At 75.0% G+C, this 25,790-nt stretch carries 28 protein-coding genes and 1 pseudogene; 11 read left to right on the top strand and 18 right to left on the bottom strand.

The genetic code is table 11. The features are described 5' to 3' along the window. Positions 1 to 7: 7 nt before the first annotated feature. From ACI784_RS00265 to murD, 8 genes are all read right to left on the bottom strand, one after another. Positions 8 to 1,006, bottom strand: a complete 999-nt coding sequence (locus ACI784_RS00265) for an asparaginase (protein WP_457012204.1) — start codon at positions 1,004 to 1,006, stop codon at positions 8 to 10. Between the two features lie 68 nt (positions 1,007 to 1,074). Next, on the bottom strand, positions 1,075 to 1,635 hold the full coding sequence (locus tag ACI784_RS00260; RefSeq protein ID WP_456922508.1) for an RsiG family protein: 561 nt from the start codon (positions 1,633 to 1,635) through the stop codon (positions 1,075 to 1,077). Continuing rightward, positions 1,632 to 2,492: a 3-keto-5-aminohexanoate cleavage protein gene (locus ACI784_RS00255; protein WP_456922507.1), complete on the bottom strand. Its 861-nt coding sequence runs from the start codon at positions 2,490 to 2,492 to the stop codon at positions 1,632 to 1,634. The genes ACI784_RS00260 and ACI784_RS00255 overlap by 4 nt, the downstream gene beginning before the upstream one ends. Continuing rightward, positions 2,489 to 3,592 carry a CAF17-like 4Fe-4S cluster assembly/insertion protein YgfZ gene (ygfZ, locus tag ACI784_RS00250; protein WP_456922506.1) on the bottom strand — a complete coding sequence of 368 codons (1,104 nt, stop codon included), beginning with the start codon at positions 3,590 to 3,592 and terminating at the stop codon, positions 2,489 to 2,491. The genes ACI784_RS00255 and ygfZ overlap by 4 nt, the downstream gene beginning before the upstream one ends. Further along, positions 3,589 to 4,056: a Fur family transcriptional regulator gene (locus ACI784_RS00245; protein WP_456922505.1), complete on the bottom strand. Its 468-nt coding sequence runs from the start codon at positions 4,054 to 4,056 to the stop codon at positions 3,589 to 3,591. Before ACI784_RS00245 ends, ygfZ begins: the two co-directional genes overlap by 4 nt. A 10-nt stretch (positions 4,057 to 4,066) precedes the next feature. Then, positions 4,067 to 4,954, bottom strand: a complete 888-nt coding sequence (locus tag ACI784_RS00240; RefSeq protein ID WP_456922504.1) for a glutamate cyclase domain-containing protein — start codon at positions 4,952 to 4,954, stop codon at positions 4,067 to 4,069. 29 nt (positions 4,955 to 4,983) lie between these two features. Next, positions 4,984 to 6,306, bottom strand: a complete 1,323-nt coding sequence (locus tag ACI784_RS00235) for a hypothetical protein (protein WP_457012203.1) — start codon at positions 6,304 to 6,306, stop codon at positions 4,984 to 4,986. Further along, positions 6,299 to 7,633 (bottom strand): UDP-N-acetylmuramoyl-L-alanine--D-glutamate ligase, encoded by a 1,335-nt coding sequence (gene murD, locus ACI784_RS00230; RefSeq protein ID WP_457012202.1) that lies wholly within the window; start codon positions 7,631 to 7,633, stop codon positions 6,299 to 6,301. The genes ACI784_RS00235 and murD overlap by 8 nt, the downstream gene beginning before the upstream one ends. A 164-nt stretch (positions 7,634 to 7,797) precedes the next feature. Here murD and nhaA point away from each other — a divergent pair, with 164 nt between their 5' ends. Together nhaA and ACI784_RS00220 are read left to right on the top strand one after the other, a co-directional pair. Beyond that, complete coding sequence (nhaA, locus tag ACI784_RS00225) at positions 7,798 to 9,177, top strand: Na+/H+ antiporter NhaA (RefSeq protein ID WP_457012201.1); 1,380 nt, start codon at positions 7,798 to 7,800, stop codon at positions 9,175 to 9,177. A 318-nt stretch (positions 9,178 to 9,495) separates the two neighbouring features. Then, positions 9,496 to 10,227: a hypothetical protein gene (locus tag ACI784_RS00220; RefSeq protein ID WP_457012200.1), complete on the top strand. Its 732-nt coding sequence runs from the start codon at positions 9,496 to 9,498 to the stop codon at positions 10,225 to 10,227. 9 nt (positions 10,228 to 10,236) lie between these two features. Here ACI784_RS00220 and ACI784_RS00215 read toward each other — a convergent pair whose 3' ends face one another. From ACI784_RS00215 to ACI784_RS00205, 3 genes are all read right to left on the bottom strand, one after another. Further along, the gene (locus ACI784_RS00215; protein ID WP_457012317.1) at positions 10,237 to 11,865 is read right to left on the bottom strand and encodes a DUF885 domain-containing protein; all 1,629 of its coding nucleotides are present in this window, start codon (positions 11,863 to 11,865) and stop codon (positions 10,237 to 10,239) included. A gap of 100 nt (positions 11,866 to 11,965) precedes the next feature. Next, positions 11,966 to 12,499 (bottom strand): FABP family protein, encoded by a 534-nt coding sequence (locus tag ACI784_RS00210; protein ID WP_457012199.1) that lies wholly within the window; start codon positions 12,497 to 12,499, stop codon positions 11,966 to 11,968. 197 nt (positions 12,500 to 12,696) lie between these two features. Further along, positions 12,697 to 13,626: an NAD-dependent epimerase/dehydratase family protein gene (locus ACI784_RS00205; protein WP_457012198.1), complete on the bottom strand. Its 930-nt coding sequence runs from the start codon at positions 13,624 to 13,626 to the stop codon at positions 12,697 to 12,699. A gap of 127 nt (positions 13,627 to 13,753) precedes the next feature. Between ACI784_RS00205 and ACI784_RS00200 the strand changes: the two genes are divergently transcribed. After that, a complete protein-coding gene (locus ACI784_RS00200; RefSeq protein WP_456922496.1) occupies positions 13,754 to 14,437 on the top strand; it encodes a TetR/AcrR family transcriptional regulator in 684 nt (227 codons plus the stop codon). Positions 14,438 to 14,559: 122 nt separating this feature from the next. On the opposite strand, the gene ACI784_RS00195 is transcribed toward ACI784_RS00200, so the two are convergent. The 7 genes and pseudogenes from ACI784_RS00195 to ACI784_RS00165 all read right to left on the bottom strand — a co-directional run. Continuing rightward, the gene (locus ACI784_RS00195) at positions 14,560 to 14,853 is read right to left on the bottom strand and encodes a DUF1416 domain-containing protein (protein WP_456922495.1); all 294 of its coding nucleotides are present in this window, start codon (positions 14,851 to 14,853) and stop codon (positions 14,560 to 14,562) included. Positions 14,854 to 14,859: 6 nt separating this feature from the next. Further along, on the bottom strand, positions 14,860 to 15,687 hold the full coding sequence (locus ACI784_RS00190) for a sulfurtransferase (RefSeq protein ID WP_456922494.1): 828 nt from the start codon (positions 15,685 to 15,687) through the stop codon (positions 14,860 to 14,862). A 38-nt stretch (positions 15,688 to 15,725) separates the two neighbouring features. Further along, the gene (locus ACI784_RS00185; RefSeq protein ID WP_457012197.1) at positions 15,726 to 16,172 is read right to left on the bottom strand and encodes a DUF4395 domain-containing protein; all 447 of its coding nucleotides are present in this window, start codon (positions 16,170 to 16,172) and stop codon (positions 15,726 to 15,728) included. 150 nt (positions 16,173 to 16,322) lie between these two features. Next, positions 16,323 to 16,763 (bottom strand): thioredoxin family protein, encoded by a 441-nt coding sequence (locus ACI784_RS00180; protein WP_456922492.1) that lies wholly within the window; start codon positions 16,761 to 16,763, stop codon positions 16,323 to 16,325. 65 nt (positions 16,764 to 16,828) lie between these two features. Next, positions 16,829 to 17,518, bottom strand: coding sequence for an LmeA family phospholipid-binding protein (locus tag ACI784_RS00175; protein ID WP_456922491.1), 690 nt, complete (start codon positions 17,516 to 17,518; stop codon positions 16,829 to 16,831). A gap of 10 nt (positions 17,519 to 17,528) precedes the next feature. Then, the gene (locus ACI784_RS00170) at positions 17,529 to 18,350 is read right to left on the bottom strand and encodes a hypothetical protein (protein WP_456922490.1); all 822 of its coding nucleotides are present in this window, start codon (positions 18,348 to 18,350) and stop codon (positions 17,529 to 17,531) included. Continuing rightward, a pseudogene (locus ACI784_RS00165) lies at positions 18,347 to 18,574 on the bottom strand (alpha/beta hydrolase); the annotation flags it as partial. The pseudogene ACI784_RS00165 and the gene ACI784_RS00170, both read right to left, overlap by 4 nt. A gap of 252 nt (positions 18,575 to 18,826) precedes the next feature. Here ACI784_RS00165 and ACI784_RS00160 point away from each other — a divergent pair. The 8 genes from ACI784_RS00160 to ACI784_RS00125 all read left to right on the top strand — a co-directional run bounded on the left by ACI784_RS00160 (position 18,827) and on the right by ACI784_RS00125 (position 25,780). Then, positions 18,827 to 19,558 (top strand): winged helix-turn-helix transcriptional regulator, encoded by a 732-nt coding sequence (locus tag ACI784_RS00160; RefSeq protein WP_456922489.1) that lies wholly within the window; start codon positions 18,827 to 18,829, stop codon positions 19,556 to 19,558. A gap of 7 nt (positions 19,559 to 19,565) precedes the next feature. Further along, entirely contained in the window at positions 19,566 to 20,507 is a 942-nt protein-coding gene (gene mshD, locus ACI784_RS00155; protein ID WP_457012316.1) for a mycothiol synthase, read from the top strand. 210 nt (positions 20,508 to 20,717) lie between these two features. After that, complete coding sequence (gene pstS, locus ACI784_RS00150) at positions 20,718 to 21,830, top strand: phosphate ABC transporter substrate-binding protein PstS (RefSeq protein WP_457012196.1); 1,113 nt, start codon at positions 20,718 to 20,720, stop codon at positions 21,828 to 21,830. Positions 21,831 to 21,941: 111 nt separating this feature from the next. After that, positions 21,942 to 22,892 carry a phosphate ABC transporter permease subunit PstC gene (gene pstC / locus ACI784_RS00145; protein ID WP_456922487.1) on the top strand — a complete coding sequence of 317 codons (951 nt, stop codon included), beginning with the start codon at positions 21,942 to 21,944 and terminating at the stop codon, positions 22,890 to 22,892. Further along, positions 22,892 to 23,971: a phosphate ABC transporter permease PstA gene (gene pstA / locus ACI784_RS00140; RefSeq protein WP_457012195.1), complete on the top strand. Its 1,080-nt coding sequence runs from the start codon at positions 22,892 to 22,894 to the stop codon at positions 23,969 to 23,971. Before pstC ends, pstA begins: the two co-directional genes overlap by 1 nt. 25 nt (positions 23,972 to 23,996) lie before the next feature. Continuing rightward, a complete protein-coding gene (gene pstB, locus ACI784_RS00135; protein ID WP_456922485.1) occupies positions 23,997 to 24,776 on the top strand; it encodes a phosphate ABC transporter ATP-binding protein PstB in 780 nt (259 codons plus the stop codon). Between the two features lie 138 nt (positions 24,777 to 24,914). Further along, positions 24,915 to 25,364: a helix-turn-helix transcriptional regulator gene (locus ACI784_RS00130; RefSeq protein WP_456922484.1), complete on the top strand. Its 450-nt coding sequence runs from the start codon at positions 24,915 to 24,917 to the stop codon at positions 25,362 to 25,364. A 5-nt stretch (positions 25,365 to 25,369) separates the two neighbouring features. Further along, positions 25,370 to 25,780, top strand: a complete 411-nt coding sequence (locus tag ACI784_RS00125; protein WP_457012194.1) for a VOC family protein — start codon at positions 25,370 to 25,372, stop codon at positions 25,778 to 25,780. The last annotated feature ends 10 nt before the right edge of the window (positions 25,781 to 25,790 follow it).

The following is a 25,790-nucleotide window of genomic DNA, read 5'->3' as shown; positions in this document are numbered from 1 at the left end:
GTTCGGCTCAACCCTCCGCCACCGTGGCCGAGCGCACCTCACCGACCACGTCGTCCCCACCGGACACGGGCACCAGCGACCACGGGGCCAGCAGCTCCGCAGGGACGCCGAGCCGCCGCAGGCCCGCGCACAGGGCGGGCGTGCGGCCCCGCTCGCCGCCGTCGTCCAGCTTCAGCGCCACCGCTCCGCGCCCGGGCAGCGCGGCCACGTGCACGCCGTCCGCCCCGCCCTTGACCAGCAGGCCGTCGACGGCGCGCATGAGATCGGTGTCCTCCCGCCCGGTGCCCGCCACGAACCACGGGTGCGCCCGCATGGCGTCGGCCACGGCACGCTCGCGGCTGCCCGGCGACGCCTCGACCAGCGACGACACCCCCCGGGCCAGGCCGGTGAGGGGCAGCGCGTGCTGGGGCGCCCCGCACCCGTCGACCACGACCGCGGTCACCGGGGTCCCGGCGGCCGCGCCCAGCCGCGCCTCGATCGCCTGCTGCAGGGGGTGCTCGCGGTCGAGGTACCCCTCGGTCGGCCAGCCGGCCGCCACGCAGGCGGCGAGCATCGCCGCGTGCTTGCCGGAGCAGTTCATCGCCAGGCGTTCCGGCGCCCGCCCGCTCGCCAGCCATCCGGCGCGGGTGGGCTCGTGCTGCGGGAGCGCCGGCGGGCAGCCGAGGTCGTCGGGGCCCAGCCCGGCGGCGGCCAGCACCGCCGCGGCGAGCTCGCGGTGCGCGTCCTCCCCGGAGTGCGAGCCGGCGCCGATGGCGAGCTCCTCCTCCGACCGGGGCGCCCAGCCCGCGGCCAGCATCGCGGTGGCCTGCACCGGCTTGTTCGCCGAGCGCGGCAGGATCGGCCGGTCGACGTCCCCGGCCGCCCACAGCACCTCGCCGTCGGCGCCGACGACGACCGCCGCCCCGCGGTGCACCGACTCCAGGAACCCCGACCGCCACACCTCGACCAGCACCGGGTTCTCCGGCCAGACGGCCGGCGTCAGCGGCGCGGAGCCGGGCTGTGTCACGACCGGAGCGGCCCCCTCCCGGGTCCCGCATCCAGCGGAGCGAGAGGTGGGGAGGAGGGGGTCCTCCATCAGTGGCGGCCCTCGTCGGCCAGCAGCGCGGCGACGTCGGCCTCGCCGTTCTGGTAGCGCCGGCCGAGTTCCGCGGCCAGCCCGTCCATGACCTTCTGCACGCCACGGCGGCGCTCGGACAGCGAGCTCTCCGCGGCGGCCAGCGAGCGGGCGGCCTGCTCCAGGTCGCCGTCGCCGAGCTCCGGCACCGCCGACAGGTCGATGCCGCGGGTGAGGCCGTTGACCCAGGACTCGTACTCCTCCGGCGCGGCCGGCTGCACGGTCTGGTGCCGGCCCAGACCGTGCGCGGGGCCGCGGCCCTTCTCGGCGAGGATCTCCGGCAGCAGGTCGACCAGCGACCGGCCGTCGTGCTCGGCGCGGCGCTGCAGCTCCCGGCGCACGATGTCCAGCCGACCCTGCAGCAGCCGGCGGGTGTAGGAGAGGTTGACCTCCTCCTGCTCGGCCTGGCGGCGCAGCCTGCGGACGTCGGCCATCGGCCGCTGCACGGCGGCCTCCAGGAAGCCCGGGTCGAGCAGGGCGTCGACGGCGGCGCCGCCGGCGGGCGTGGGTTCGGGGGTCACGGGACAGCCTCCACGGTGGTGCGGGTGGGGGTGGGCGGGTCGATGGCGAGGAACGCGCGGGCGTCCCCCGTACTCATCGGCGGACGCTGGGCGATCCGGGCGAGCCCGGCCGCGCGCGCCACCAGCTGGGCGTTGTCGCGCACCGGCTCACCGGGCGCGTAGGTCAGGGTGTCCTCCATGCCGACCCGCAGGTGACCCCCGGCCGAGAGCGCGGCCAGCATCACCGGCAGCGAGGTGCGGCCCACGCCGGTGGCGGCGAACGTCGCCCCCGGCGGCAGGTGCGGCAGGCAGGCCGCGAGCGCCTGCGTCGTCCCCGGCATCCCGCCGGGCACGCCCATGACCAGGTCGACGTGCACGTGCCCGCCGTGCGGCGGGCCGTACCGGTCCAGCAGCCGGGCCAGGGTGGCGAGGTGGCCGAGGTCGAAGACCTCGTACTCGGGCACGACGCCCTGCTGCTGCATGCGGGTGTGCAGCTCGACGATGAGGTCCCAGGGGTTGCTGAAGACGTCGCGGCCGAAGTTCACCGTGCCCAGCGACAGCGAGGCGGCGTCGGGCCCGGCGTCGAGGACGGCGAGGCGCGCGTCGAACGGGTCGGTCACCGCCCCGCCGGTGGACAGCTGCACCACCAGGTCGGTGGCCTCCCGGACGGCGGCGACCACCTCGCGGAGCCGGCCGAGGTCCAGCGTCGGCCGGGTCTCGGCGTCGCGGACGTGGAGGTGGACGACGGAGGCGCCGAGCGCCTGGCAGTCCCGCGCGGTGGCCACGACCTCCTCGACGGTCACCGGCAGCGCCGGGACGTCGGCCTTCGCCGACTCCGCCCCCGTCGGGGCGACCGTGATCAGCGTGCTCGGACTCACCGGCCGATCGTCGCAGACCGCACGGCTCGCACCCGGTCGCGGGCGGCGGCGCGAGTGTCGTCCAGCTCCGCCGGCGCGTCGTCGGGGTCGACGGCCGCCCGCGCGCCGCCCACGCTCAGCTCGGCGTCCGCCTTCACCGACTGCTTGACCAGCGCCAGGGCGACGACCCCGAGCTCGTGGTGCCGGACCACGGTGCCCACCCGGCCCACCTCGCGGGTGCCGCTCTGGACCGGCGTCCCCGGGGCGGGCAGCTCCTCGCTGAGCCCGTCGAGGTGCAGCAGCACCAGGCGCCGCGGCGGGCGGCCGAGGTTGTGCACCCGCGCCACGGTCTCCTGTCCGCGGTAGCAGCCCTTGTCCAGGTGGACGGCGCTGGTCAGCCAGCCGGTCTCGTTCGGGATCGTGCGGTGGTCGGTGTCGACACCGAACCGCGGGCGGCGCGCCTCGACCCGCAGCGCCTCGTAGGCGTCCAGCCCGGCGGGTGTCGCCCCGGCCGCGAGCAGCGCGTCGGCCCGCGCGCCCAGCTCCGACCGCGGCACCAGCAGGTCGACGACGTCGGCGCCGTCCCCGACGGCGGGCATGCGGCGCACCCAGCCGCCGCCGTCGACGGGGAGGACGGCGTACGGGGCGGCCGGCACGGGCAGCCCGGCCGCGGCGAGCACCTCGGACCCCCGCGGGCCGACCAGCGACAGCAGCGCCCACTCGGCGGTGACCAGGGCCGGTTCCACGCGGAGCAGGAAGCGCATCCGGTCGAGGAAGGTGTGCAGCGCCGCACCCGACCCCGGCTCGACGTCGGCCCAGGTGGTGCCGGCGAGGTCGGCGAGGACGAGGTGGTGCTCGACGTGCCCGTTCGGCGAGAGCAGCAGCGCCTCGGCGCCGGTGCCGTCGGCCAGCCGGTCGAGGTGCTGGGTGGTGAGGCTGTGCAGCCAGGTCAGGCGGTCGGCGCCGGGCACGGCCAGGACGTCGCGGTCGCTGCGGTCGACGAGACCCGCGCCCTCGGCAAGTGCCCGCTGCTCACGCAGGGGGTCGCCGTAGTGGGCGGCGACCGACCCGTCCTCCACGGCGACGGCGCCGGGGCGCGAGAGGAGGGGTGAGGTGCTCATGAGGTCTCCGTTCCAGCGCGTGCACGACAGGTGCGGCACGTCCCCGACAGCGCGACGTGCCCCACGTCCAGCTGGAAACCCAGGTCGGCGGCCAGACGTTCCGCGGCCGTGTCGAGCAGCGCCGGGTCGGCCGAGGAGATCTCCCCGCAGCCCTGGCACACGACGTGCAGGTGCGGGTGCTCGGCGGCGTGGTAGACCGGCGCGCCCTTGCCGAGGTGGGTGTGCCAGACCAGGCCGAGCCGCTCGAGCAGCTCGAGGGCGCGGTACACCGTCGAGGTGTCGGGCGCGGCGCCGTCGGGGCCGGCCTCCTCGCGCAGCCGGGCGCTGATCGCCTCGGGGGTGGCGTGCTCGAGGGAGGCGACCGCGGCCAGCACCCGCTGGCGCTGGGTGGTCAGCCGGAGACCCCGCGCCCGCAGGCGCTCGGCGAGCGGGGCGGCGAGCTCCGTGCGGTGCGAGTCGGCCACGCCTGCGAGCCTAAGCCCGCGCGAGATCCCTGAGTTCGGCCAGCAGGTCGGCGTAGGCGGGCACCGGGATGCCGTCCACGGTCGCCCCCGCGACCCCGGTGACGCCGTCGATCGCGCCGGCGGCGGTGGCGGCGTCCAGCACGGCCCCGTCGACGGCGGGGTCCAGCAGCGCCCGCAGCGCCGCGCCGTGCCCGGGCACCAGGACGGCGAGCGCCGCCACGAGCGCCGAGCACCCCCAGTTCGACGTCCCGGCGGTCACCAGCGCGCCCACCGGCACCCGGCAGGCGATCCGCTCGCCCTGCGCGATCTCGGCGGCGACCACCGCGGCCGGCACGTTGCCCATGCCGATCTCGTTGCCGCCGTCGCCGACCGCGCCGGTGACCAGGCCCGGCAGGGCGAACGCCGCGTGCAGCGGCGCGGTGGACGCCGTGATGTCCACCGCCCGCATCGTCATGACCCGCCCCTCGGCGTTGGGTCCCAGCCGCTCCACCGCGACCAGGTGCGACGGCGCCAGCGCCTCGACGCGGGCGACGACGGCGGCCTCGTCGTCCGCCGGTGGGACGACGGTGAGCCGGCCGGCGCCCAGGACGTCCAGGCAGGCGGCGGTGACGTCGGCGCAGGGTTCGTCGGTGACCACGACGGGTTCGGCGCCGATCCGGGCGAGCGCCGCGGCCAGCACCGCGGTGCCGACCGGGCCGTCGGTCTCCGCCGCCGGCGCCGGCGCCCACGCGATGTGCACGCCGGTGACCAGCCCCACGCGGCTCCCGGCGGCCCCGGCCGCGGCCAGGCCCTCGGCGAGCCGGCCGAGCTGCCCGCGGACGGCGGCACCCAGGCCGGCGACGTCGCGGGCACCGGGGCGCAGCACGGCCCGCTCGATGGCGGCCAGGCGGTCGCTCACCTGTCCATTGCGTGACCTCGCGGGCTCGGTCACGTGACCGGCGGGCGGGCCTCCGCCAGCACCCGCCGCAGCGAGTCCAGGTACGCCGCCGGGACGGCGTGCGGCCCGTGCGGCTCGAGGAAGCCGGCGACCGTCGCGCCGGTGACCGCGGCGAAGGACGTCGCCTCCTCCCCCAGCGCCTGCACCACGGGGAACCCGCCCCAGGCCGTGCTGCCCGCGAGGTGCGCCATGGCCGCGGCGCTCTCGGCCCGCTCGCCCACGCAGTCGAACGGCTTCTCGGTGGCCCACAGGACGCGGAACCCGTCGACGAGGGTGAGGTCGGCCAGCGGGTTGCCGCCGAACATCGCGACCGCCTCGTCGGGGGTGAGGAAGACCGCGAAGCACAGGAAGGTGAACAGGCACTTGTCGCAGTGCAGGCACCAGCGCTGGGTCGCCTCGCCACCCATGTGCTTCTGCGTGTACGAGCGGTTGCAGCTCAGGATCTCGTCGCGCAGCCCGGGCAGCGCGGCGACCGCGGCGACCGTGGCCAGCTCCGACAGCTGCCGGGTGAGGCTGAAGTAGCCGACGCCCAGCTCCGCGGCTGCCGCGGCGAACAGCCGCTCGAACTCGTAGGACTTCGAGTACTGGTGGTTCACCCCGGCGCCGTCGATCTCGAGGGTCTCCTCGTCGGCGGAGCGCTCGTTGGCGAAGACGACCGGCCCGAAGTCGCACAGCACCGCGACCAGGGTGGAGATCGCCGAGTTGATCGCGGTCACCGGCACGTGGCCGTTGAGCCCACCGGCCGCCGTCCGCTCGGCCAGCAGCGGGTCCAGCCGCCGGCGGACGCCGATCAGCGGCACCCCGGCAGCGGCGGTGACGTCGCGCTGCGCGCCGGTCGGGTTGATCGCCAGCGCGGTCGCCGGGGAGACCACCACGAGCGCCAGCGCGGAGTCCTTGCCGCCGCCCACCGGGAGCAGCGCGCCCGCACCGGCGGCGTCCGCGGGCGGCGCGTCGGCCGGCCGCAGCTGGACGTCGAACTCCACCGCGTGCGGCACCGGCAGCCGGTTCACCGCGGCGAACTCGCCGAGGCCGTGCGTGTAGGCGGCCTCGGCGACGGCGAGCTGGGCGGCGGTCAGCGGCCGGGTCACCCGCACCCGGCCGGGCGCGCGCAGCTTGTAGTAGCTGGTGCCCATGACCAGGTGGACGAGGTCCAGCGCGGCGTCCAGCCGGGCCAGGTCGACCTCGGCCACCCGCTCGGTGTCCACGACCAGCCGCTCGGTGAACTCGTCCTCGCCCAGCCGGTAGGTGAACGCGGCCTCGCCGGTGGTGAGGTCCAGCGAGCGCTCCGCGACGACGAAGACGTCGTCAGACACGCTGGGCACCGGCGTCCCGGAGGATGTGCTCATAGGTCCGCGCCAACTCCTCGTAGTTGCGGTAGCGGTTGTAGCTGGGCGCGCCCGGCGACAGCAGCACCACGCCGCCGGCGGGCGTCGTCCGCACCGCCTCGGCGACGGCCTCGGCGAGGCCGGCCGTCTCGGTCACGGGGGGCGCCACTCCCTGGTCGGCGGCCGCGGCCCGGACGTCGGCGGCCAGCCGGGCGCCGGTGTCGGGCACGGTCACCACCCGCACCCCGCCGGCCCGGGCGACGACGGCGCGGGCCAGGTCGGTGTAGTCCAGGCCGCGGTCCTGGCCGCCGGCGACCAGCGTGACCGGCCGGTCGGCGAAGGCGTCGAGCGCGGCGAGCACCGACACGGGCGTGGTGCTCAGCGTGTCGTCGACGAACGTGACGCCGTCCAGCATGGCGACCGGGGACAGCCGGTGCGGCAGCGCCCGGAAGCCGGCGACCGCGGCGCGCACGGCGTCCCCGGCGGCGTCGAGGTCCACGCCCATCCGGACGCAGGCGGCGAGCGCGACGTGCACGTTGGCGACGTTGTGCCCGCCCGGCAGGTGCTCGGGGCGGAAACCCTCCAGCTGCGCCGGGGGGACGACGTCGCCCGGGTCGACCAGCAGCGCCGGGTCCAGGTACCGCTCGGCGATCGGGCGGGGCTGGGCGCCGGCGACCACCGTCCCGGGCGCGCAGCCGGCGAAGACGTGCAGCTTGTCGCGGTAGTAGGCCTCCACCCCGCCGTGCCAGTCGAGGTGCTCGGGGGCCAGGGAGGTGATCGCGCCCCAGCCGGTGAAGTCGTCGACGGCCGCGGCCTGGTAGCTGGAGACCTCGACGACCAGCGACGTCCCCTCGCCGACCGCGCCGTCCAGGAGGACGTCGAGCAGCGGCGTGCCGATGTTGCCCGCGTGCACCGCCGGCCGGCCGGCCGCCTCCAGCACGGTCGCGGCCAGGGCGCTGGTGGTGCTCTTGCCCTTGGTGCCGGTGACGCAGAGGGTCGGCACCGCCCGGGCGCCGAACTCGGCCAGCGCCAGCCCGGTGCCCGAGGTGAGGGTGGTGCGGGCGGCCAGCGCCTGCGCGTCCTCGCGGTAGGGGCTGATGCCCGGCGAGCGGACGACGACGTCGCAGCGGGCCAGCGCGCCGACGTCCGTGCCCACCTCGGTTCCCGGCGGCAGCTGCGCCGGATCCGGTGGGACCGCGTCGACGACGACGATCCCCGCCGCGCCGGCGCTCACGGCGGCCCGGACCGCGGCGCGCCCCTCACGCCCGTGCCCCCAGACCCCGATCCGCCGCCCGGCCAGTTCGGCGAGCCTCACCGGCGCCTGCGGGTGGGCACGGCCGGGCGGGGGGTCACGGCGTCCACTGTACGGAGCAGACGGCCTCCATCCGCTCCTGGTCGCGGGCCGGTAGGGTTCGGGGAAGGTGTGCCGGGAAGTCTGGTCGGCGGCGTCCGACCCGACCCCTCCCCCTGGAGCCACCCGTGACGACAACCACCCGCCTGTTCGGCCGCGGGTCCTGGACCGAGGCCAGCCGCATCGCGACGGTCCTCCGCCGCGAGACCGTGGGTGGCGCCCTGCTGCTCGCGGCCGCCGCTCTGGCCCTGGTGTGGGCCAACTCCCCGTGGGCGGAGAGCTACGAGACGCTGCGCGACACCCGGGTCGGTCCGGCCTCGCTGCACCTCGACCTCACCCTCGGCACCTGGGCGGCCGACGGCCTGCTCGCGATCTTCTTCTTCGTCGCCGGGTTGGAGCTCAAGCGCGAGTTCGTCGCCGGTGACCTGCGCGACCCGCGCCGGGCCGCCCTGCCGGTGGCCGCGGCCGTCGGGGGCATGGCGGTGCCGGCGCTGTTCTTCGTGCTGTTCAACCTGGGCCGGGACGACGGCGCGCTGCGCGGCTGGGCCATCCCGTCGGCGACCGACATCGCCTTCGCCCTCGCTGTCCTGGCGGTGATCAGCACCCACCTGCCCAGCGCCCTGCGCACCTTCCTGCTCACCCTCGCCGTGGTCGACGACCTGCTGGCCATCGTCGTCATCGCGATCTTCTACACCGACGACTTCTCGCTGGTGCCGCTGGCGCTCGCGCTGGTCCCCCTGGCGCTGTTCGGCCTGCTGGTGCAGAAGCGGATCCGCTCCTGGTGGCTGCTGCTGCCGCTGGCCGCGGTCACCTGGGTGCTGGTGCACGAGTCGGGTGTGCACGCCACCGTGGCCGGGGTGCTGCTGGCCTTCACCGTGCCGGTGGTGCGCAGCGCGGCGGCCGGCGGCCCGGACGCCGGTCCGGGGCTGGCGGAGCACTTCGAGCACCGGATCCGGCCGCTGTCGGCCGGCATCGCGGTCCCCGTCTTCGCCTTCTTCTCGGCCGGGGTGGCGCTCGGCGGGCTCTCCGGCCTGACCGCGTCGATCACCGACAGCGTCGCCCTCGGGATCACCGTCGGTCTCGTGGCCGGGAAGGCGATCGGCATCACCGCCGCCACCTGGCTGGTCGCCCGCTTCACCCGCGCGGAGCTGGACGAGCACCTGGGCTGGCCGGACGTCGTGGGGCTCGCGCTCCTCGGCGGTATCGGCTTCACCGTCTCGCTGCTGATCACCGAGCTGGCCTACGGCCTGGGCTCGCCGACCTACGAACACGCCAAGGTCGGCATCCTCACCGGCACGCTGCTCGCGGCCCTCCTCGCCGCCGTCCTGCTGCGGCTGCGCAACCGCCGCTACCGGCGCATGTACGAGGAGGAGCGGGTCGACCGGGACTCCGACGGCATCCCGGACGTCTACCAGGTCACGACGGTCGACCAGGCCGCCGAGCACCGGGTCCGGCCGCCGGGTGCCACGCCACCGGGACGCACGATCGGCGGTTCAGCTGAGGGCTGAGAAACCGCGTTGCCGACCCCTCGGACGCGACGTACCGTCGAGGTACACGAGAGAGGAGGTGGTCCGTAACTTGCATGCTTATCGGACTCGTGAGGTGGCTGTCCGCTAGCCGCCGTCCAGATGGGCCGCCCGTTCAGACGACAGTCTGAGCGACGGCAGATCGCCCGTCCGTCGTACGGCGGCGAGCGAGAACCGGACAGTCACCCGACCCCCGGGCCGCCGACCGTTGTCCAGTCGGCCCGCGTGCTGCTCCCCTGCTCCGGCAGGGGCCGCGCCGCGGAGCAGCCCGGGGGTTGTCCGTTCTCCGGGGGGAGTCAGGTGACCTTCGCCGGCCGCCCGGTGCAGGAGGACGTCTCCCCAGGCGCCTGGATCGCCGAGGCGGTCCGCCCCTTCTCCGAGCACGTCGTCGGCGGGCTGGTGCCCCCGGTGTTCGCCGCCTACGCCCGCGTCTTCCACCCCGCGGCCCGCTACCACGGCCTGCGCGACGTCGACGTCTCCTGGACCGAGGTCGCCGCCGCCAACCGCACCGTGGCCCACCCCGCCATGGAGTGGGGCTCGATCACCGGCGCGATGGAGTTCTTCACCGAGGCCGACCAGTCCCCCCTGTGGGACGGCGCCCCCGCGATGGGTCACCTGCCGGTGGCCGTGGCCGGCCGGCTGGCCGACGTCCTCGCCCGGCACACGACCACGCCCGGGGACTGCTGGTTCGGCGTCTGGTCCGGGTTCGGCTCCATCGTCTCGGACCGGCCGACGCTGGCCCTGCCCGGGCGCGAGCACTGGCTGCTGCGGGGGCCGATCGGGCTGGCCGCGGCCAACCTGGCGCCGGAGCCCTCCGAGCAGAGCGCGAACCTGTGGTGGCCGGCCGACCGCGCCTGGTTCGTCGCCACCGACATCGACCTGGTCACCACCTACGTCGGGGGCAGCCGGGCGTGCATCGACGAGGTCCTCGGCGCCGAGGGCATCGAGGTGGCCGAGGTGTCCCCCGGCCAGCGCGTCACCTGGGACGCCGACATCGTCAACCCGCTGCCGTTCGACGCCCCCGACGACTAGCGCGTCCCCTCAGAGGACGGCGAGCTCCGCGGCGAGGTCGTCGAGGCCCAGCGAGCCCTGCGACAGCGCCGCCATGTGCCAGGCCTTGCGGTCGAAGCCGTTCCCCGCCGCGCGCCGAGCCGCGGCCCGGCCCTCCAGCCAGGCGCGCTCCCCCAGCTTGTAGCTGATCGCCTGACCCGGCAGGCCCAGGTAGCGGACCAGCTCGCTGTCGAGGAACGCGGGGTTGGCCCCGCTGTGCTCACCGCAGAAGGCGCGGCCGAGCTCCGGGGTCCACGGCTGCCCGCGGTGCTCGGCGAGCACGCCCTCGGCGTCGTCGGGGACCGGCAGGCGCAGGTGCATGCCGATGTCGACGACGACCCGCATGGCGCGCAGCTGCTGGGCGTCCAGGTAACCGAGCCGGGTGCCGGGGTCGCGGAAGTAGCCGAGCTCGTCCATCAGCCGCTCGGCGTACAGCGCCCAGCCCTCGACGTTGGCCCCCACCGAGCCGAGTGAGGTCTGGTAGGTCGACAGCTGCCCGGAGACGTACGCCCACTGGGCCAGCTGCAGGTGGTGACCCGGGACGCCCTCGTGGTACCAGATCGAGGTGAGGTCCCACAGCGGGAAGCGTTCCCGGCCCAGCGTCGGCAGCCAGGTACGGCCCGGGCGGGAGAAGTCCTGCGCCGGCCGGGTGTAGTACGGGGCGGCGGCGCTGCCGGGCGGCGCGATCATCGCCTCCACCCGGCGCACCGGCTCGGCCAGGTCGAAGTGGACGCCGTCGAGGGCCTCGATCGCCTCGTCCATCATCGCCTGGAGCCGCTCGCGGATGGCGTCGACGCCGTCCACGGCCTCGCCGTGGGTCGACAGCCAGCTCATGACCTCCATCGGCGTGCCGCCCGGCACGATCTCCTGAGCGGCGGCGCGCTGCTCGGCGAGGATCCGCCGGTGCTCGGCCCACCCCCAGGCACAGGCCTCCTCCAGCCCGTTGCCGGCCCCGAGGTCCGAGCCGGTCCAGCGGCGGGCGTGCAGGGCGTAGCGGTCCCGGCCGACGGCGTCCGGCGTCCCCTCGACCTGCGGGGCGTAGGTGTCGCGCAGGAAGTCGCGGATCTCGGCGACCGCCTCGTCGGCGGCCCGCGCCGACTTCTCCAGCTCCGCGCGCAGGGCGTCCGGGCCCCCGGCGGCGAAGCCGGCGTAGAAGGGCCCGGTCAGCCACTCGCCGAGCTGCCCGACGACCGTGGACACCTGCCGCGGCGCGACGAACAGCCCGCGGCGGGCGCCCTCCTCCAGCGACGCCCGGAAGCCGCGGTAGGCCTCCGGCACCCGGGCCATCCGCCGGGCGATCACCGCCCAGTCCTCCTCGGAGGACGACGGCATCAGCAGGAAGACCTGCCGGATCGAGTGCACCGGGCTGAACAGGTTGGACAGCGCGCGCAGCCCCTCACCGGCCTCGTGCAGGGCCAGCTCGGCGCCCAGCCGCTCGCGCAGCAGCCGGGCGCAACGCCGCTCGACGGGGTCGTCGGCCAGCGCGGGGTCGGCGGCGAGCACCCGGTCCAGCTCGGTGAGGGTGTCGCGGGCCAGCTGCGCCTCGGCCTCCAGCCCCGCGGGGCTCGGGTCGGGCAGCCGGTCGTCGCCGGGGCGGGTGCCCAGCGAGGTGGCGACGATCGGGTCCAGGTCGCAGACGGCGTCGACGTAGCGGTCGGCGACCTGGCGGGGGGTGGTGGGCGGGTGGGCGACGGCGGGGTGCCGGGGCGCGCGGCGTCGGTCATCGGATCCGTTCCAGGCGGGCGGACATGGTGGGGCGCAGCGGCGAGTCGGTGCCGGCGCGGTCGACGGCGTACATGAGCGCGCCCTCGACGATGCCGTAGAGCCGGACGGCGCGGGCGACGTCGGGCGCGTCCGGCGTCCGGGCCACGACGTCGCTGGTGAGCTCCCAGCTGGTCGTCGTCCGCGCCCGCCCGACGTAGATCTCGACCAGGCCGTCGGGGCTGGCCACCAGCAGCTCGACGTCGTCCCCGCCGCGCGGGCGCCAGAAGCCGGACTCCCGGACGTCGGGGCCGACGATCTTCCCGTCGTCGGTGAGCCGCCAGGTGCGGGACTCGTAGGCGAGGAACCCACGGCCGTCGTGGCTGAACCGGATCCACTGGCCGAACCGGTGGTCGCCGCCGGCGCCGGTGGCCTGCCCCTCGCCGTGCCACTCGCCCAGCAGCGGCAGGACGCCGAGCAGCTGCTCGGAGACCTCCGGGCCGGTGCGGACGTCGGCGGTGTCCGGCACCGGGAGCTCGGTCGCGTCCGTCACCGTCGCGCCCCCTTCGGCCGGCGGGCGAGCCGGGCGGCGCCGTACCCGCAACCGAGCGCCGCGAGAGACGTCAGGGCGACGAGGACCCAGGCAGAGACCATGGCCCCCACCGTAGGGCCGGCTGGTGACGCGCTGGAACGGCCCCGTCCAGAGGCTCGCCGGGAGCCTGCGAGTGGCGAGGAGGACGGGGTCCTTCGTCACGCGGTCGTGGGCACCACCGCGGCCGTCGCGGCCACGACCTCGGACCAGGGCGTCGCCGTCAGGCCGAGGGTGGCGGTGGTCGCCGTGGCGTCGACGACGAACTCCTGGTCGAACTGGTGCCGGACGTCGACCACCTCGCGCATCGTCGGCGAGAGCACCCCGACGGCCCGCAGCACCGGCCAGGGGATGCCGCTGACCGGCACCGGGGGCACCCCCATCGCCGCGGCCAGGTCGCCGATCGCCTGCCGCTGCGAGCGGGGCGGCGGGCTGGGCACGTGCCACGCCCGGCCGAGCGCCCGCTCGTCGGTGCCGAGGGTGGCCAGCGTCGCCGCGACGTCGGGCAGGTACGCCCAGCTGCGGGGGACGTCGGGATCGCCGACCACCCAGGCCCGACGGCCGCGGCGCAGCGCGGGCAACTGGCGCACCAGGTGGGAGTGCGCGGCGGGCACCTGCGGTCCGACGAAGTCCGCGGCGCGCGCCTCAGCCATGCGGATCCGGCCCGCCTCGTGGGCGGCGAGCGCGTCCCGCCACATCGCCGTCCGGACGCGCCCCTTGAGGTCGGTGGCGGCCAGCGGGCTGTCCGGGCTCATCGGGCCGCTCGGGCGGCCGTAGACGTAGAGGTTGGCCATGGTCACCAGCACCGCGCCGGTGCGCTCGGCCGCGTCGAGGAGGGCCGCCGCGACGGGCGGCCAGTCGGTGGCCCAGCGGGAGTAGGCGGGGTTGACCGCGTTGTAGATCGCCTGCGCGCCCCGGGCCGCCTCGGCCAGCGCGCCGGCGTCGGCGGCGTCGACGGCCCGGTGCTCCACCGCGTCGGTCGACGTGCCGCCGCTGCGCGAGAGCACCCGCACCCGGTGGCCCCGGGCGGTCAGCAGCTCCGCCGTCGTCGTCCCGACCGCGCCCTTGCCCACGATCACGTGCAGTGCCACGTCGCCTCCTCGCCGTTTCGAGAGCAGTGCTCTCACTCGCGGACGACGCTCGCACACCGTCTCGGCACACGTCAAGAGCGCTGCTCTCTGTTGCGTCCACCGCTCACGGCGCGCCACGATGGTCCCCATGCCGCCCACCGCCCGCGAGCGCGTCCGCGCCGAGCTGACCGCCGAGATCACCGACGCCGCGCGACGACAGCTGGCCGAGGTGGGCGCGGCGGCGCTGTCCCTGCGGGCGGTGGCCCGGGAGCTCGGCATGGCCTCCTCGGCGCTCTACCGGTACTTCCCCAGCCGCGACGACCTGCTGACCCGGCTGATCATCGACGGCTACGACGCGCTCGGCGCCGCCGCCGAGGCCGCCGACGACCCCGCCGCGGCGCCGCGCGAGCGCTGGCTGGCGGTCTGCCGCGCCGTCCGGGCGTGGGCCCGCGCCCATCCGCACGAGTACGCGTTGCTCTACGGCTCCCCGGTGCCCGGCTACGCGGCACCCCGCGACACGGTGCCGGCCGCCGCCCGGGTCGGTGTCGTCCTCGGCCGGGTCCTGGGCGACGCCGCCCGCGGCGGGGCACTGCCCCCGGCGGCCGGGGTCCCGCGGGACCCGTCGCTGCTCAGCGAGGGCACGGTGGAGGTGCTCGGCGGGGAGCACCCCGCCCTCGACGACGCCGTCCGGCTGCGCGCGCTGCTGGCCTGGAGCGGGCTCTTCGGCACGATCAGCTTCGAGCTGTTCGGGCACCTCGTCGGCTCGGTCGAGGACGCCGAGCGCTACTTCGACGTGGCGATGGGCGAGCTCGCCGGCCTGCTCGGCCTCTGACCTGCCGGTCACGCCGAGCCACGCGGCGGCGGTGCCACCCTGACCGATCGGCGCCGGTGTGCCGACACACGACAGCGCCCGCCCCGGCGGTTGCCGGGACGGGCGCTGTCGCGGGTGGGTCGTCAGCCGATGGCGACGGTGGTCTCGTTCAGGCCGACCTCGGCGGTGAGCACGCGCTCCCCCTTGCCGACCGGGGCGAGCGAGCGCAGCTTCCACTCGCCCGGCGCGGCGAAGAACCGGAACTCACCCTCGGGGCTGGTGACGACCTCGGCGGTGAACTCGTCGGTCTCGTCGAGCAGCCGCACGTAGGCGCCGGCCACGGGCGCGCCGTCGTGCCAGACCGAGCCCTGGATGACCGTCTGGGTGGTCAGGTCGATGCCGGCGAGGGCACCGCCCTGCTTCGGAGCTCCGCACATGTCAGCTCACTTCTCGATCGGGACGCCGACGAGCGAGCCGTACTCGACCCAGCTGCCGTCGTAGTTCTTGACGTCGGGCTTGCCGAGCAGCTCGCGCAGCACGAACCAGGTGTGGCTCGAGCGCTCGCCGATCCGGCAGTAGGCGATGGTGGCCTTGCTGTCGTCGTAGCCCTGCTCGTCGTAGAGCTTGGCCAGCTCCTCGTCGGACTTGAAGGTGCCGTCCTCGTTGGCCGCCTTGCTCCACGGGATGTTCTTCGCCGTGGGCACGTGGCCGCCCTTCTGCGCCTGCTCCTGCGGGAGGTGGGCCGGGGCGAGGATCTTGCCGGAGAACTCGTCGGGCGAGCGGACGTCGATGAGGTTCTTCGAGCCGATCGAGGCGACGACCTCGTCACGGAAGGCGCGAATCGACAGGTCGGGGTCCTTGGCCACGTACTGGGTGGCGGGGCGCTGCACGGCGTCCTTCGACAGCGGGCGGCCGTCGAGCTCCCACTTCTTGCGGCCGCCGTCGACCAGCTTGACCGACTCGTGGCCGTAGAGCTTGAAGTACCAGTACGCGTAGGCGGCGAACCAGTTGTTGTTGCCGCCGTAGAGCAGCACGGTGTCGTCGTTGCCGATGCCGCGCGAGGACAGCAGCGCCTCGAAGGCGCTCTTGTCGACGAAGTCGCGGCGCAGCGGGTCCTGGAGGTCCTTCTTCCAGTCGAGCTTGACCGCGCCCTCGATGTGGCCGCCGTCGTAGGCGGTGGTGTCCTCGTCGACCTCGACGAAGACGATGCCGGGGGCGCCGATGTTCTCCTGCGCCCACTCGGCGGAGACGAGCACGTCGTTGCGGCTCATGGGGGGTGTTCCTCCCTGTGGTCGGGTGTGGGGGTCGGTCAGGCGGTTCGCGCGGGACGGACCCGGCGGACGGTCAGGTAGAGCTCGCAGCCGAGGCAGAAGCCGGTGGCCGCGTTGAGCAGGGCCGCCACCAGCGCGAGACCGGTCGCGACGGCGCCGACCAGCGGCGCTCCGAGCAGGTACCCCGCCGCGCCCACGACGGCGAAGCCGAGCCCGACGAGCTGGGCGAAGCGCGGCGGCGCCTCGGGCTCCCGCTCGCGGACCGGGCCGAGCCGCGGGGCCACGAGGACACGGAACAGCACCCCGTAGGGCGCGTACCGCAGGCCGGCGAACGCACCGACGGCGAAGACGGCGGCCTGGACGGCCACCAACCAGCCGGAGGCGGTCAGCAGGGCGACCGCGAGGACGGCGCTGGTGACCCACGCGGCGAAGCGCGGGCCCCGGACGTCGACCTGGCGGTCGGCTCGGGGTGGGGCAGGGGGCATGGTGGACGGAGCTTCCGGACGGCGGTCAGGGCACGTCTGGACGAGGCGGGGCTCGCCCTCAGGCGCCCGGACACAGGCAGCTGCCGACGCGGCACAGGTCGACTGTGCGGCGCGAGGTCAGCAGGATGCCCACGGCGCGAGGGTAACCGATCACACGTTCCGCCCGTCCCGCGCACCGGCGGGTCCACCCACACGGGCGTCGACCAGCGCGGTCAGCTCCTCGGCCCGCGGGGCCCCGCTGCTGCGCCCGATCACGGCGCCGGAGCGGTCGAGGTAGAACAGCGTCGGGGTGCGGCGGACGTCGAGCTGACGGACGGCGTCCAGGTGGCTCTCGGCGTCCACCTCGACGTGGGCCAGGCCCGGCCGGGTCGCGCCCAGCTGCTGCAGCCGGGCCCGCGTGGCGCGGCACGGCCCGCAGAACGCCGTCGAGAACTGGACGACGGTCAGGTCGGCGTCCTGGGGGCGCACGCCCAGCCCCTCCAGGACGGCGGTCACCGTCGACGGCTCGCTGCCCGGGCTGCGCACGGCGCCGTCCCTCCTCCGCAGCCACCAGGCGGCGGCCGCCGTTGCCAGCAGGGCGACGGCCAGCACGGCTGCTCCTGTCGCACTCATCCCCCGCCCCAACCCGGCCGGACCCGTGCGGATTCCCCGCGCCCTCAGCCGCGCAGCACGGTGTCGGTCGCCTCGACGGCGACGTCCACGCCCTCCTCGCCGGGGGTCACCCCGGTCACGTGCAGCCCGAAGGGCAGCGCGGGGATCGGGTAGCGCAGGTCCAGCAGGTCCGCGGCCCGGTCGACGACGAAGCCCGGCACGTCCACCCCGGCGCCGGAGGCGTCGGACACCTCGACGACCACGGCGTCGCCGTCGAGGCTCACGGTGCCCACGGCGGTCAGCGGCACGGAGAGGCCGGCCACCTCCACGGTGCTCTCGACGCGCAGCCCGTCCCCGTCCCGGCTCAGGGTCGTGCCCGGGCCCAGCCGGGCGGACAGCAGGGCGTAGGACAGCGTGGCCGTCCCGTCGACGCGGTCGACCGGCACCTGCTCCACCGACCCGGACAGGACGTCGGACAGCGGCACCTCCACCCCGTGCAGCCGGACGTCGGCCCGCGTGCCCTCCGGCTGGCCGAGGTCGGCCGCGGTCAGGTCGATCCGGACGTCGTCGTACCGGCCGGCGATCGCCTGGGTGAGGAACGGGAAGCCCGCGATGTCGACCTCCGGCTGCCCGGCCAGCTGCCCGCGCTCGGCGATCGCCTGCCCCACGCGGTCCTCGGCGATGCCGACGCCGACCCGGTCGGCGAGGACGGCGAGCCCCACGAGGAGGAGCAGGACCACCAGCAGAGCGCGCACCGGCCGGCCCCTACAGCGCGTTCTGGAGGACGAGGGAGAAGGCGACCGGGGCGCACGCGGCGAACGGCAGGGCCGTCTGGACCAGCGGCACGGCCCACGCCGTCCGTGGCCCCTCGGCCACCAGGAAGCCGGCGGCCAGGCCCACCAGCGCGGTCACCCCCGCCAGCGCCAGCCCGAACAGCAGCACGGTGAGGACGTCGGCCAGCTGCGCACTGCCGTGCCGGGCCAGCGCGGCGCCGGCACCGGTGAGCACCGAGACGACCAGGCCGACGACGCCGCTGGGCACGCCGTCGGCCACCGCCGGACGCGGCAGCGCCAGGTCCACCAGGTGGCCCGCGACCAACGTGACGCCGACCACCAGCAGCGCCGTCGTCGCCGCCGCGGAGTCCGCGCCCTCGGGGCCCAGCAGCACCCACACCGCCAGGGCGGTCACCGCGCACTGCAGGAGGACGACCCCGGCCAGCGAGCCGACGACGTCCCGGCGGGGCGCCCGGCGCAGCATCTGGTGCAGCACCGCCGCGAGGAAGCCCAGGCCCGGGACGGCCAGCAGCGAACCCAGCTCGGGACGCTCCGGCAGCACCACGAGCAGGTCGGCGCCGGCGGCCGCGGCCAGGCCCAGCGCCGGGGCGCCGGCCCGGGCCGGGATGCCGGTGGCCGGCACCCAGGCCGCCACCAGCGCGACCTGCAGGACGGCGACGGCCGCCACCCGGCCGGGGCTCCCGGCGAACTGGCCGAGCAGCACCAGCAGCGCGGCCCCGGCGGCGGCCGCCCCGAGCGCGGGCAGGTGGTACCCGCGGGCCGGGATGCCGGTGCGCAGGGTGGCCGCTGTCACCCGTTGATCGTCTCAGACGCCCAGCGGCCGGTCCGCTCGACGAGCGGACCGGCCACGCCGCTCTCGGCGTGTCCGGGACCGGGGACGACCCACGCGGTGGCCGCCGGTCCGGCCGCCCGGGCCAGCGCGCGGGAGTGCTCGAGGGGGGAGTAGGCATCGCGGTCGCCGTGGACGAGCAGCAGCGGCGTGGGCGCGACCGGCCAGGCGGCTGGAGTCCGGCCGGTCGACGGAGTCGGTGAACCCGTGCGCCACGACGAACGTCAGCGGACGCGCCCCGGGCGGCGGTTGCGCCGGCAGGGTGGACGGGACGACGACACCGCGAGCCGGACGCCGTCCTCCGTGGTCACCGTCACTGGTCGCGGTTCGGTCACGGCGGACGGGATCGGCAACACGTCGGTTATCCTGCTGTCTCTCTCTCGACAGCGCCGTCGTGGGCCCCCGGACGTCCGCGTCCCCGCCTCCCCCGAGGAGACGACATGCGACTCGTGCTCATGACCGCGGCGCGGCAGGCCACGACCGAGGTACTGCCCGCCCTCGGGCTGCTGGGCCACCAGGTCCGCGTGGTCGCGCCCGAGCTCTCCAGCCTGCTCGACGGCGACGCCGGCGACGTCGTGCTGGTCGACGCCCGCCACGACCTCATCCAGGCCCGCACCCTCTGCGGGCTGTTGTCCTCCACCGGCGTCGCCTCCGCGCTGGTCGCGGTGCTCGCCGAGGGCGGCCTGGTCGCGCTGTCGGCCGACTGGGGCGTCGACGACGTGCTGCTCGACACCGCAGGCCCGGCCGAGGTCGACGCCCGGCTGAAGTGGGCCACCGCCCGTCGGATGGCCGCCGCCACCCCCGCCGACGGCGTCGACGGCGGCGTCACCCAGGCCGGCGAACTGGTCATCGACGAGCACAGCTACTCGGCCAAGCTGCGCGGCCGCCCGCTCGACCTGACCTACAAGGAGTTCGAGCTCCTCAAGTACCTGGCGCAGCACCCGGGCCGGGTGTTCTCCCGGGCCCAGCTGCTGCAGGAGATCTGGGGCTACGACTACTTCGGCGGCACCCGCACCGTCGACGTCCACGTGCGCCGGCTGCGGGCCAAGCTCGGCACCGAGCACGAGGCGCTGATCGGCACCGTCCGCAACGTGGGTTACAAGCTCGACCAGCAGGTCGCCGACGCGACGGCGGCCGCCGCCCGCGCCGAGGCCGACACCGAGCTGGTCTGAGGCCGCCCTGTCCGCTGCCCTCCGCGTCCGGGACGTCGGCCGCCTCGACGCGGCCGACGTCCCCGCGGTGCTCGCGCTGCTGCGCGCCGCGACGGCGGCCGACGGCGTCCGCCCGCTGTCGGAGGAGGCCGAGCTGCGGCTCCAGCACGGCGGCCCCGCCGGTGGCCGCGACGTGCTGGTCGCGACGGCGGACGGCGAGCTGGCCGGTTACGCGCGCTTCGAGGGCGGGGACGGCACCGGTGACGCCGAGGCGGAGCTGGTCGTCGCCCCCGACGTCCGCCGCCACGGGGTCGGCCGCCGGCTGCTGACCCGGCTGGAGGAGCTGGCCGGCGACCGCCCCCTGCGGGTGTGGGCGCATGGCGACCTCCCCGGCTCCGCGGACCTGGCCGCCGGCCGCGGCTACACCCGCGCCCGGGTGCTGCTGAAGATGCGGCGGGACCTCGCCGGCGTCGACCCCGACCCGCGGCCGGCCCTGCCCGGCGACGTCCGGGTGCAGCCGTTCCGGCCGGGCCGGGACGAGGACGCCTGGCTGCGGGTCAACGCGCGCGCCTTCGCCGGCCACCCCGAGCAGGGCAGCTGGACGCCGGAGGACCTGCGGCTGCGCGAGGCCGAGCCGTGGTTCGACCCCGAGGGCTTCTTCCTGGCCTGGCGCGGCGACCCGGACGACGGCGGCACGCTGCTCGGCTCGCACTGGACGAAGGTGCACCCGCCCGGTGACGAGGGTCCCGAGGCCGTCGGCGAGGTCTACGTGCTCGGCGTCGACCCCGACGCCCAGGGGCTCGGTCTGGGCCGCGCGCTCACCGACGTCGGCCTGGCCCACCTGCGGGGCCGCGGCCTGGGCGAGGTGCTCCTCTACGTCGAGGAGGACAACACCGCCGCGGTGACGCTCTACGAGCGCAGCGGCTTCGCCCGGCACGCCGTCGACGTCTCCTGGCGGCGGACCCACTAGTACCGGACGATCCCGTCCGCAAGCGGGCCGCGCGCGCGTTCACCTGCTCGACGTGACCTGGTTCTCACCCCGTCGGGAAACGCTCCGCGTGCGTTCACCGGTCGTTCACCGAGCGACCCGGATGCGTCCACTTCGGCTGCCTACCTTCGGGCCTCGTTGGTCCACCCTGCCTGGCATCGAGGTCCGGGCACCCGCTCGAAAGGCACTGACTTGAAGCTGCGCAGCAGCACGCGCGCCCTCACCCTGTCCACGGCGCTCGTCGCCACGCTGGCCCTGGCCGCGTGTGGCGCGGCCAACGAGGGGGACGCTTCCGGCAGCGGGGGCGGCGGCGAGGCCACCCAGGAGCTGAGCGGCGCCCTCGTCGGCGCCGGCGCCAGCAGCCAGCAGGCCGCCATGGAGGCCTGGCAGGCCGGCTTCCAGGGCGAGTACCCCGACGTGGACTTCAGCTACGACCCGGCGGGCTCCGGCGCCGGCCGCGAGCAGTTCATCGCCGGCACCACCGACTTCGCGGGCTCCGACGCCGCGCTGGACGAGGAGGAGCTGGCCTCCGCGCAGGAGCGCTGCGCCGGTGGCGAGATCTTCGAGCTGCCGAACTACATCTCGCCGATCGCGGTCATCTTCAACCTCGAGGGCGTCGACTCGCTGAACCTGTCGCCCGCGACCATCGCCAACATCTTCAACGGCTCGATCACCACCTGGAACGACCCGGCGATCGCGGCGGAGAACCCCGACGCCACGCTGCCGGACACCGCCATCACGCCGGTGCACCGCGGTGACGACTCGGGCACCACGGAGAACTTCACCGACTACCTGTTCCAGGCCGCCGGTGACGTGTGGACCTCCGAGCCCGACGGCGTCTGGCCGCTGCAGGGCGGCGAGGCCGCCAACGGCACCTCGGGTGTCGTCGGCGTCGTCGAGAGCACGGCCGGCGCCATCACCTACGCCGATGCCAGCCGCGCCGGCGACCTCGGCGTGGTCAGCGTCGCGGTCGGGGACGAGTTCGTCGCCCCGACGCCGGAGTCCGCTGCCGCCGTCGTCGAGAACTCCCCGGCCCTCGAGGGCCGCGGCGACCACGACTTCGCCATCGAGGTGAACCGGCAGACCGAGGGCTCGGGCGAGTACCCGGTCGTCCTGGTCAGCTACCACGTCGGCTGCATCCAGTACGACGACGAGGAGACGGCGAACAACGTCCGCGCCTTCATGGAGTACGTGATCAGCGAGGACGGGCAGCAGGCCGCCGCCGACAACGCCGGCAACGCCCCGATCTCGGACACGCTCCGCCAGCAGGCCCAGAGCGCCGTCGACGCCATCACCGCCGGCTGACCCCAGCCGAGCACCAGCGGTGGCCCGGGACGTCGGTTGACGCCCCGGGCCACCGTGCCGCCCGGACACGGGCCCCCGAGATCCCCACCTGATCGATCCCACGGAGCAGCGGTGACCGCCACGAAGGCACCATCCGAACCGACGTCGCAGCGGACCGTCCGCCGGCCGGGCGACCGTCTGTTCGCCGGCAGCGCCAAGGGCTCCGGCATCTTCATCCTCGTCGTCCTCGCGGGGGTGGCGGCGTTCCTCATCAGCGAGGCCGTCCCCGCCCTGACCGCCCCGGCGGAGGACATCCCCGGTGGGGAGGGGCTGGGCAGCTACGTCTGGCCGCTCGTCGTCGGCACGCTGCTGGGCGCGGTCCTCGCGCTGGTGATCGCCACGCCCCTCGCCGTCGCGATCGCCCTCTACACCACCTACTACGCCCCGCGGCGGATCGCGTCGGGCATGGGCTACGTCATCGACCTGCTGGCGGCCATCCCCAGCGTCGTCTACGGCTTCTGGGGTCTGGCCGTCCTGGCGCCCACCCTCGTGCCGTTCCACGAGTGGCTGGCCGACACCCTGGGCTTCATCCCGCTCTTCGCCGGGCCGGCCTCCACCAGCGGCCGCACGATGCTCACCGTCGGATTCGTGCTCGCGGTGATGATCCTGCCGATCATCTCGGCCATCTCGCGCGAGGTCTTCAGCCAGGCGCCGGCGCTGCACCGCGAGGCGGCGCTGGCCCTGGGCGCGACGCGCTGGGAGATGATCCGGATGGCCGTCCTGCCCTACGGCAAGTCCGGGGTCATCGGCGGCGCGATGCTCGGGCTGGGCCGCGCGCTGGGCGAGACGATGGCGGTCGCGATCGTCCTGTCGGGCGGCGCGGGGGCCACGGCCAACCTGATCAGCAACTCCAACCCCTCGACGATCGCGTCGAACATCGCGCTGCGGTTCCCGGAGGCCACGGGCCTGGGCGTCAACACCCTCATCGCCAGCGGGCTGGTGCTGTTCGTGATCACGCTGGCGGTCAACATGATCGCCCGCTGGATCGTCAACCGTCGCGCCGACTTCTCCGGAGCCAACTGATGAGCACCGACACGCAGTCCGCGCCCGAGGTCTCCGCGCCGTCGCGCGGGCCGGTCCGCGTCGAGCGCCGCCTGCCCCGCCCCGCGCCGCTGGGGCTGTACCTGGTGGGCATCGCCCTGGGCGCCGCGCTCTCGGCCGCGACCGGCTTCGCCGTCACCTCCACCGTCATCTACGGCGTCATCCTGGGCACGCTGGCGGTCTACGTCGTGTCGCGGGCGGTCGAGGGCCGCCGCAAGGCCACCGACCGGCTGATGACGGCGCTGGTGACCACCGCCTTCGGCGTCGCGATGGTCCCGCTGGTCTCGCTGGTCTGGACGGTGCTCGACAAGGGCCTCGACCGCCTCGACGGCACGTTCTTCAGCAACTCGATGTTCCGGGTGGTCGGCGAGGGCGGCGGCGCGTACCACGCCATCCTCGGCACGCTGATCATCACGGTGCTCGCCACGATCATCTCGGTGCCGATCGGCCTCATGACGGCCATCTACCTGGTCGAGTACGGCTCCGGCCGCCTCAAGAAGGCCATCACCTTCTTCGTCGACGTCATGACCGGCATCCCGTCGATCGTCGCCGGCCTGTTCGCCTTCGCGCTGTTCACGCTGGTCTTCGGCAACGACGTGCGGCTCGGTGTCATGGGCGCCGTCGCCCTGTCGGTGCTGATGATCCCGGTCGTCGTCCGGTCGTCGGAGGAGGTGCTCAAGCTCGTCCCCAACGAGCTGCGGGAGGCCAGCTACGCCCTGGGCGTCCCGAAGTGGCGCACGGTCGTGAAGGTGGTCCTGCCGACCGCGATCGCCGGCCTCGGCACCGGCGTCACGCTGGCCGTGGCCCGCGTCGTCGGCGAGACCGCGCCGCTGCTGGTGACCGTCGGTCTCATCACCGGCACCAACCTCAACCCGTTCGACGGGCGCATGGCGACCCTGCCGGTGTTCGCGTACTTCCAGCTGACCCAGCCGGGTACGGACACGCAGGCGTTCCTCGACCGCGCCTGGACGGCGGCTCTGCTCCTCATCATCCTGGTCATGGCGCTCAACGTCGTCGCCCGCCTGATCACCCGCTTCTTCGCCCCCAAGACCGGTCGCTGACCGATCCCGTCAGGAGGACACGTACGTGGCCAAGCGCATCGAGGTCTCGGACCTGGACATCTACTACGGCAACTTCCTCGCCGTGCAGGACGTCAACGTCTCCATCGAACCGCGGAACATCACCGCGCTGATCGGTCCGTCGGGGTGCGGCAAGTCCACCTTCCTGCGGTCGCTCAACCGGATGCACGAGGTGATCCCGGGCGCGCGGGTGGAGGGCAAGGTCGTCATGGACGGCCAGGACCTCTACGGCGCCGACGTCGACCCGGTGAACGTGCGCCGGCAGATCGGGATGGTCTTCCAGCGGCCGAACCCGTTCCCGACCATGTCGATCTACGAGAACGTCATCGCCGGCAACCGGCTGAACAACAAGCGGATGAAGAAGTCCGAGGCCGACGACCTGGTGGAGAAGTCCCTGCGGGGCGCCAACCTGTGGAACGAGGTCAAGGACCGCCTCGACCGGCCCGGGTCGGGTCTGTCCGGCGGTCAGCAGCAGCGGCTGTGCATCGCCCGCGCGATCGCCGTCGAGCCCGACGTCCTGCTCATGGACGAGCCCTGCTCGGCACTCGACCCGATCTCCACGCTGGCGATCGAGGACCTGATGACGGAGCTCAAGGAGCGCTTCACCATCGTCATCGTCACGCACAACATGCAGCAGGCCGCGCGGGTGAGCTCCTTCACCGGGTTCTTCAACCTCAACGGCGTCGGCCAGCCGGGGCGCCTGATCGAGTTCAACCCGACCGAGAAGATCTTCAGCAACCCCGACCAGAAGGCCACCGAGGACTACATCTCCGGCCGCTTCGGGTGACCTGAGGCCGCGGACGCGCTCCGCGCAGCAGGGGGTCGCCGCACCGCGGCGGCCCCCTGCTGCCCGTCCAGCCGGGAGCGCCGCCGATCCCGGCGAACAGGTCGACGGCCGTGCCGCGGTGTTGGCACCATCTCGGCCGTGACCAGTAGACCCGTGGAGGCGCAGCACCTGCGCGACCTCGCCCTGCTGCGCCGCGTCAAGGACCGGATCGACCGGGAGTACGCACAGCCGCTGGACGTCGAGGCGCTGGCCCGCGGCGTGCACGTGTCGGCCGGGCACCTCAGCCGCCAGTTCCGGCTCGCGTACGGGGAGTCGCCGTACGGCTATCTCATGACGCGGCGGATCGAGCGGGCGATGGCGCTGCTGCGGCGGGGCGACCTGAGCGTCACCGAGGTCTGCTTCACGGTCGGCTGCTCGTCGCTGGGCACCTTCAGCACCCGGTTCAGCGAGCTGGTCGGGATGCCGCCCAGCACCTACCGGCGGCTCGCGGCGCACACGACGGCCGGGATCCCGTCGTGCGTGGCCAAGCAGGTGACCAGACCGGTCAGGAATCGAGAAGCGCCGGTCAGCGCGCCGTCCCTAGCGTGATCGCCATGGACATCACCATCCACCACACCTTCCTCCCCCACGACGACCCGGACGCCTCGCTGGCGTTCTACCGCGACACCCTCGGCTTCGAGCTCCGCATGGACGTCGGGTACGGCGGGATGCGCTGGCTCACGATGGGCCCGGCCGACCAGCCCGACACCTCCGTCGTCCTGCACCCGCCGGCCGCCGACCCCGGCATCACCGACGACGAGCGCCGCACCATCGCCGAGATGATGGCCAAGGGCACCTACGCCTCCATCGTGCTGGCCACCAAGGACCTCGACGGCGTCTTCGAGCGCGTGCAGGCCAGCGGGGCCGAGGTCATGCAGGAGCCCACCGAGCAGCCCTACGGCGTCCGCGACTGCGCCTTCCGCGACCCCGCGGGGAACACGGTCCGCATCCAGGAGCTGGCCTGAGCCGTCCGGC

Source organism: Geodermatophilus sp. SYSU D01186 (assembly GCF_054050215.1).
This window is presented reverse-complemented; position numbering and strand designations above follow the sequence as displayed.

What these genes read in the sequence shown, in the direction of transcription:
- ygfZ (WP_456922506.1), bottom strand. Translation starts at nt 3,592, where the DNA reads ATGAGCACCTCACCCCTCCTCTCGCGCCCCGGCGCCGTCGCCGTGGAG.
- ACI784_RS00200 (WP_456922496.1), top strand. Translation starts at nt 13,754, where the DNA reads ATGCCGCCCACCGCCCGCGAGCGCGTCCGCGCCGAGCTGACCGCCGAG.
- ACI784_RS00195 (WP_456922495.1), bottom strand. Translation starts at nt 14,853, where the DNA reads ATGTGCGGAGCTCCGAAGCAGGGCGGTGCCCTCGCCGGCATCGACCTG.
- ACI784_RS00190 (WP_456922494.1), bottom strand. Translation starts at nt 15,687, where the DNA reads ATGAGCCGCAACGACGTGCTCGTCTCCGCCGAGTGGGCGCAGGAGAAC.
- ACI784_RS00185 (WP_457012197.1), bottom strand. Translation starts at nt 16,172, where the DNA reads ATGCCCCCTGCCCCACCCCGAGCCGACCGCCAGGTCGACGTCCGGGGC.
- ACI784_RS00160 (WP_456922489.1), top strand. Translation starts at nt 18,827, where the DNA reads ATGCGACTCGTGCTCATGACCGCGGCGCGGCAGGCCACGACCGAGGTA.
- pstA (WP_457012195.1), top strand. Translation starts at nt 22,892, where the DNA reads ATGAGCACCGACACGCAGTCCGCGCCCGAGGTCTCCGCGCCGTCGCGC.
- ACI784_RS00125 (WP_457012194.1), top strand. Translation starts at nt 25,370, where the DNA reads ATGGACATCACCATCCACCACACCTTCCTCCCCCACGACGACCCGGAC.